Annotated in this window: 6 protein-coding genes and 1 pseudogene; 6 read left to right on the top strand and 1 reads right to left on the bottom strand. The window is 73.7% G+C overall.

Going from position 1 to position 6,562, the window contains the following annotated elements; translation table 11 throughout:
• On the top strand, positions 1-511 hold a 511-nt coding region (locus tag B0E53_RS31810), incomplete at its 5' end, for a hypothetical protein (RefSeq protein WP_107079356.1).
• Positions 512-631: 120 nt separating this feature from the next.
• Positions 632-1,132 carry a hypothetical protein gene (locus B0E53_RS31805; RefSeq protein WP_107079355.1) on the top strand — a complete coding sequence of 167 codons (501 nt, stop codon included), beginning with the start codon at positions 632-634 and terminating at the stop codon, positions 1,130-1,132.
• Between the two features lie 17 nt (positions 1,133-1,149).
• Here B0E53_RS31805 and B0E53_RS31800 read toward each other — a convergent pair whose 3' ends face one another.
• Positions 1,150-2,379, bottom strand: a complete 1,230-nt coding sequence (locus B0E53_RS31800) for a helix-turn-helix domain-containing protein (protein WP_107079354.1) — start codon at positions 2,377-2,379, stop codon at positions 1,150-1,152.
• 82 nt (positions 2,380-2,461) lie between these two features.
• Between B0E53_RS31800 and B0E53_RS31795 the strand changes: the two genes are divergently transcribed.
• From B0E53_RS31795 to B0E53_RS31780, 4 genes and pseudogenes are all read left to right on the top strand, one after another.
• Positions 2,462-3,553 (top strand): ferredoxin reductase, encoded by a 1,092-nt coding sequence (locus B0E53_RS31795; RefSeq protein WP_107079353.1) that lies wholly within the window; start codon positions 2,462-2,464, stop codon positions 3,551-3,553.
• A gap of 16 nt (positions 3,554-3,569) precedes the next feature.
• Entirely contained in the window at positions 3,570-4,712 is a 1,143-nt protein-coding gene (locus B0E53_RS31790; protein WP_107079352.1) for an acyl-CoA desaturase, read from the top strand.
• 248 nt (positions 4,713-4,960) lie between these two features.
• Positions 4,961-6,133 (top strand): alanine--tRNA ligase-related protein, encoded by a 1,173-nt coding sequence (locus B0E53_RS31785; protein WP_107079351.1) that lies wholly within the window; start codon positions 4,961-4,963, stop codon positions 6,131-6,133.
• 77 nt (positions 6,134-6,210) lie between these two features.
• A pseudogene (locus B0E53_RS31780) lies at positions 6,211-6,562 on the top strand (ATP-binding protein); the annotation flags it as partial.

Here is a 6,562-nt window from a genome sequence, read left to right as displayed (position 1 = left end):
GCTGCTCCGCTTCTCCGGGGTCGTCATCGAGACCACCCCGGCGCCGGATCCGCCCACCGGGGTGCCGTCGCCGCTGCCGTCGCAGCGGCCCGCCTCCCTCGACGAGGCGCAGCGACACGTGCGCTTCCCGATCCGCGTGCCCGCCGCTCTGGGCGCCCCGGAGCAGGTGCTGGTCGCCGATCCGGACGGCACCGGCACGTACCGGGTGGCGACGCTGCTCTACCGCGGTGGCGCGTTGCGCCTCGACGCCTTCGACGGTCGCCTCGACCCGGTCTTCCACAAGCAGATCGGCGGGCCGGGCGTGGAGTGGGTCACCGTCGACGGCGACTTCGCCGTCTGGATCGGCGGTCCGCACGAACTCGCGTACGTCGACCGTGCCGGCGTGGAACGCGTGGAGACCGCGCGGCTCGCCGCCGCCACCCTGATCTGGGAGGACGCCGGCGTCAGCTACCGGCTGGAAGGCCACCTCACCCGGGACGCGGCGGTCCGGATCGCCGCGTCCCTGGGCTAGCGCGGCTCGCGCCCCGCGACGGGGACAACCGCCACGGGAGGAACCTGCGCCGTCCGGGTGGTGTCGTCAGGGCAGGGGTGCCGTCGACCGGCACCGGCACACATCGCCCGGAGGTGCGAGATGGGTTCATGGGGGAGACTCCTGCTGGGGCCGGTGGTCCTGCTGGCGGGTTGCACCACCGTGGGCCGGCCGGCCACGCCGGCCACCCCGGCGGCGGGTGCACCGACCGGCTGTGCGGCCCGGGTCGAGGCCGGCAGGCTGCCCGAGTGGGCGGACGCCGGGTTCAGCGGGGACACCCGCATGCCCCACGTGTTCGGCGCGAAGGGCGAGATCGTCGCCGTGCTGTTCGGCCAGCCGCTGGCGGTCGGCCGGACGGCGGGACCCAGCAACAAGATCCTCTGGGTTGCCCGGCCGGCGGCCACGCCGTCGCCCGACCCGAGCGCGCCGGCCACCCTCGTCATCACCGCGAGCCTGGACGGCACCACGACCCGGGCGACCCGGGAGGTCGCCGGTGGCCCCGGCCCTTCCATCATCGATCTGCCGCGGGCCGGCTGCTGGCACCTCGAACTCCGCTGGTCCGGGCGCACTGACACCATGGACCTCGTCTACGTCGCCGCCTGAAGGCAGGAACGCCGGCCTCACCCACCTGGTGACTCCGCCTCCGGCGGGGCGGGCGGGACGGCCAGCGCGATGGTGAGGTCGAGGACCGTGGCGGGTTCGTGGAGGCGGTCGCCGTACAGCTCGCGGAGCTTGCCCATCCGGTAGCGGACGGTCTGCGGGTGGACGAACAGGTCGGCCGCCACGTCGTCGCGGCGGCCCTGGTGCAGCAGCCAGGAGCGCAGCGTCTCGGCGAGCCGGTGTGCGGCGGCGGGGGGCAGGTCGGCGAGCGGCGCGAGGGCCTGGGCGCGCAGGTCGGCCAGGCCCTCCGGGTCCATGCTGAGCAGCAGCTCGGCCAGGTGGTGCTCGGTGTCGACCGGTCCGGCGTCCGGTTCGCCGAGGCCGAGGGCGAGCGCCCGGGTGGCCCGCTCGTAGGAGGCGGCGACCCGGTGCCACGGCCGGGCCGGCCCGAGCACCGCCCGGTGCCCGTGCAGCAGCCGGGTGAGCTGGCGGCGCCGGACCCCGTGCATGTCCGGCACCAGCAGGACGGCCAGGTCGTCGGCTGGTTCCATGCCGGGCATGTCCTCGCCGCTCTCCAGGGTCTGCGGGCCGAGCAGGGCGAGCACGGCGCGCAGGTTGCGGCGGGGCAGCAGGACGACGGTGAGGGTCTGCGGGAGCGGCCAGTCGGCCCGTTCCGCGCTGCGCCGCAGGCTCTCCTCGGGTTCGCCGGCGAGCAGCTGCTGGGTGAGGCGTTCCAGGTTGCGGCGGCGGACCCGGCCGGCGCTGGCCAGCTCGTCGGAGTGCCCGGCCACGCTGGCCGCCGACAGCTCGTCGATGTACGCGAACATGAGCTCGGCGAACTCGGCCACCGTCTCGGCGGCCAGACCGCTGCGCACCGTGGTGGCGGAGACCTCCCGCCAGGCCACCCGCGCCCCCACCCGGTACGCGGCCAGCAACGCGTCCATGCTGCGCCCGGAGCGGGCCTCGCCGCTGCCCAGCGCGTACGCGGCCTCCAGGGCCGGCGCCAGCGGCGTGCTCGGGTCGATGGCCTGTGCGCCCTCGATGAGCTGGAGGAAGGTGCCCAGCGCGATGCGCACCGCGTTCTCGATCTTCTCCCGCATGGTGCCGGTGAGCGCGCCGGAGTAGTCGGGGACCTCGGCGGTGATCGCGCTGACCGTCCGTTCGGCCACCACGGGCAGCCGGTCCCGCAGCCGGGCCGCCACCTGCTCGTCGAGTTCGAGATGGGCGCGATGGTGCGCGGCGTCCGACATTTGTTCTCCCCGAACAAGAACCTGCGACTGTTTCACCTTTGCCGGTCAAGATGTTATGCGATCACGCAGTCAAGCTGGTCATATGACCACAACTGCCTCCCGCCGCCCGCAGAAGGTTTCCTTCCGGGACAGGTTGCTGCGGCTGGCCGGCGCGGTCACCACCCCGCTGCTGCCGGGCGACTACCTCGACCTCGTCGCGCCGCTGCGCGCCGGCGCCCCGCTGCGCGGGCGGATCGTCGCCGTCCGCCCGGAGACCCGGGACGCCGCGACGGTGGTCATCCAGCCGGGCCGCGGCTGGCAGGGGCACCTGCCCGGACAGTACGTGCGCCTCGGCGTGGACGTCGACGGGGTACGCCAGTGGCGGGCGTACTCGGTCACCTCGGTGCCGGGCGCCGCGGACGGCCGGATCACCGTCACCGTGAAGGCGATCCCCGACGGCAAGGTCAGCAACCACCTGGTGCGGCGGGTGCGGCCCGGCACGATCGTCCAGCTCGACCAGGCGCAGGGCGACTTCGTCGTGCCGGCGGCGACCCCCGGACGGGTCCTCTTCCTCACCGCCGGCAGCGGCATCACCCCGGTCATGGGGATGCTCCGCGCCGGTCTGCACGAGCGGGCCGACGTGGTGCTGGTGCACTCGGCGCCTACCCGGGACGACGTCATCTTCGGCTCCGAACTGCGGGCGCTCGCCGAGGCCGGCGCGCTACGGCTGGTCGAGCGGCACACCGACACCCACGGGCTGCTCGGCGTCGACGAACTGGCCGACCTGGTGCCCGATCACCTCGACCGGCAGACCTGGGCCTGCGGGCCAATCGGCATGCTCGACGCCGTCGAGGGGTACTGGGAGGCCAACGGGCTCGCCGACCGGCTGCACACCGAGCGGTTCCGGCCCACCGTGATCTCGCCGGGGGAGGGCGGCGCCGTGACGTTCACAGGGGCCGGCGTGACCGTCGAAGCCGACGGGGCCACCCCGATCCTCGACGCCGGCGAGCAGGCCGGCGTGCTGATGCCCTCCGGCTGCCGGATGGGCATCTGCTTCGGCTGCGTCGTCCCGCTCCGGGAGGGCGCGGTGCGCGACCTGCGCAACGGCGATCTCACCACCGCCGTCCCGGGGGACGGCGTGCTCGTCCAGACCTGCGTGTCGGCGGCCGCCGGTACCTGCCACATCGAACTCTGACAGGAGGCCACCCGACGTGACCGTGATCCAGAAAAAGGCCGACAACCCGATCGCCCACCTCACCGCCGCGGACATCGAGATCATCGGCAAGGAGCTGGACGCGATCCGGGACCGGGTGATCGCCGACCGGGGTGAGCGGGACGCCCGCTACATCCGCAAGGTGATCAAGACCCAGCGGACGCTGGAGCTGAGCAGCCGCGCGGTGCTGCTCTTCTCGCTCTTCCCGCCGGCCTGGATCGTCGGCACGGCCGGCCTCACGGTCGCCAAGATCCTCGACAACATGGAGATCGGGCACAACGTCCTGCACGGGCAGTGGGACTGGATGCGTGACCCGAAGATCCACTCCACCACCTGGGACTGGGACCACGTCTCCCCGGCCGAGCAGTGGAAGCACTCGCACAACGAGCTGCACCACCGTTACACCAACGTGGTCGGCAAGGACAACGACCTCGGCTACGGCATCATGCGGGTCGACGAGGACCAGCCGTGGCGCCCCATGTACCTGGGCCAGCCGTTCTACAACCTGGTCAACGCCTGCTTCTTCGAGTACGGGATCGCCGCGTACGACCTGGAGCTGGGGGACAACCTGAAGAACGGCAAGCACAAGGACCCGGCGTTCCGGGCCCGCGCCAAGGCGGTCGGCCGCAAGATCCGCCGCCAGGTGCTCAAGGACTACGTGCTGCACCCGCTGCTGTCCGGCCCGTCGTTCCTGTCCACGCTCGCCGCCACCTTCACCGCGAACCTGCTCCGCAACCTGTGGAGCCATTCGGTGATCATGTGCGGGCACTTCCCGAACGGCGTGGAGACCTTCGAGAAGACCTCCATCGAGGGCGAGACCCGCGGCGAGTGGTACCTGCGGCAGATGCTCGGCTCGGCCAACATCAGCGGCAGCCGGCTGCTGCACATCATGACCGGCAACCTGTCGTACCAGATCGAGCACCACCTCTTCCCCGACCTGCCGAGCAACCGATACCAGGAGATCGCCCCGCAGGTCCGGGCGCTGTTCGACCGGTACGGGCTGAAGTACACCACCGGCCCGCTGCCCAAGCAGGTCGCCTCCGCCTGGTGGAAGGTGATCCGGCTGTCGCTGCCGAACCGGCGCGCCGACCGCCGCCAGCCGGTGGCCCCGGCCCCGCTGGTCTCCTCCGGCACGGCCTGACCGGCCGCCGCCCACCGGAGAGGTATTCCGGTGGGCGGCGCCGCCGCCGATCGGCTACCGTCATGGGCGTGGACCTCAGGCGCAGCACCACCGCCGCGACCGCGCGAGCTTCCCGCTCGCCGGTTGCCGCCGCCTGACCTGCCCCATTCCCCGCCGGCGACCGGAAACGGTCCGCCGGCGTCGTCGTGTCACGCCACCGCCCGTGCGGCGGACCGTCCGGTCGTCGATCGAACCGGAAGGCCCCTGCCATGACACCCGACCAGATCGTCCGCACCTTCGTCGACCACTACCACCGCCGGGGCCACCGGGACGCGCTGGAGAACTCGCTGATCCCGCCGCCCGGCGACCCGGTCCTCTTCACCACCTCCGGCATGCACCCGCTCACCCCGTACCTGCTGGGGCGCCCGCACCCCGGCGGCCGGCGGCTGGTCAACGTGCAGCGCTGCCTGCGCACCACCGACCTCGACGAGGTGGGTGACCGGACCCACCTGACCGTCTTCGACATGCTCGGCTCCTGGTCGCTCGGCGACTACGACATCGCGACCAGCCTCCGCTGGGGCTACGAGCTGCTCACCGAGGGCTTCGGCATCGACCCGGGGCGGCTGCACGCCACCGTCTTCGGCGGCGACGAGCAGGTCGGCCCGGACGAGACCGCGCTCGCCACCTGGACCGGGCTGGGTGTGCCGGTCGAGACCACCGGCACGGAGAACTGGTGGTCCAACGGCCCGACCGGCCCGTGCGGGCCCGACTCGGAGATCTTCGTGTGGACCGGGGACGGCCCGCCGGCCGGCAGCCCGGGCACCGACGAGCGCTGGATGGAGGTCTGGAACCACGTCCAGATGCGCCACCACCGGCACCCCGACGGCCGGCTGACGCCGCTGCCGATGTCCAGCATCGACACCGGGATGGGCCTGGAACGCCTGGAGATGGTGCTGCGCGGCGGCCGGTCGGTCTTCGAGGGAGCGGGCCTGACCCCGTGGGTAGGCGCGGTCCGCGACCGGTGGGACCTGCGCGGCGAGGACCTGCGGGTGGTCGCCGACCACCTGCGCTCCGCGGTGGTCGTCCTCGGCGACGGGGTACGGCCCAGCAACACCGGCCGCGGCTACGTGCTGCGCCGGCTGGTCCGGCGGGCGCTCACCGTGCTGTGGCGCGACGACCCGGCGCGCGGCCTGACCGGGCTGCCGCTCGACGCGTACCGCGACACGCTGCGGCGGTTCCGGCAGGAGGCGGAGGCCGGTCCGCTGCGCGAGCTGCTGCTGGACGAGGAGCGGCGGTTCCGTGGCCTGCTGGAGCGGGGCCGGCCGCTGGTCGACCGGGTACGCGCGCGCGGGCCGCTGACCGAGCGCGACTACCACTGGCTGCACGACACCCACGGGCTGCCCCGGGACCTGGTCGACGGCCTGCTCGCCGGGGCGGCCTGACCGGCGCCGGTGGCCGTGCCGGTGACCCGGTGTCAGACTCGGCAGCGGAGACCGCTCGCAGCGAGGGATGTGGTCGCATGACCGGGTACGAGGTCCGGCCGGACGTGGAGACGGTGACGCTGCTCGGCGCCCGGGTCACCGTCACCGACGCCGCCGCGCTGCTCACCGCCGCCCAGGACGGGCCGGTGGAACTGCTGGCCGGCGGTGACTTCCCCGCGCCGGTGCGGGAGGTGCGCTGCACCGTGCGCACCGACAGCCGGGACGGGCGGCCGGTGCACCGCTTCGAGGCGTACCTGCGGGCGGACGCCCCGCTGCCGGGCGCGGGCCTGTTCGCTCTCGGCCTGGCCGGACCGGTCGGGCTGCTGCTGGCCCAGCGGCTCGCCGTCCGGGGTGGCGACGGGCCGGCCGCCGCCGTCGGACGGGTCGCGG

It is taken from the genome of Micromonospora sp. MH33 (assembly GCF_003013775.1).
In the GTDB taxonomy this organism is placed as follows: domain Bacteria; phylum Actinomycetota; class Actinomycetes; order Mycobacteriales; family Micromonosporaceae; genus Micromonospora; species Micromonospora fulviviridis.
The sequence above is the reverse complement of the archived record's forward strand: the minus strand, read 5'-3'. Positions and strand labels throughout refer to the sequence as shown.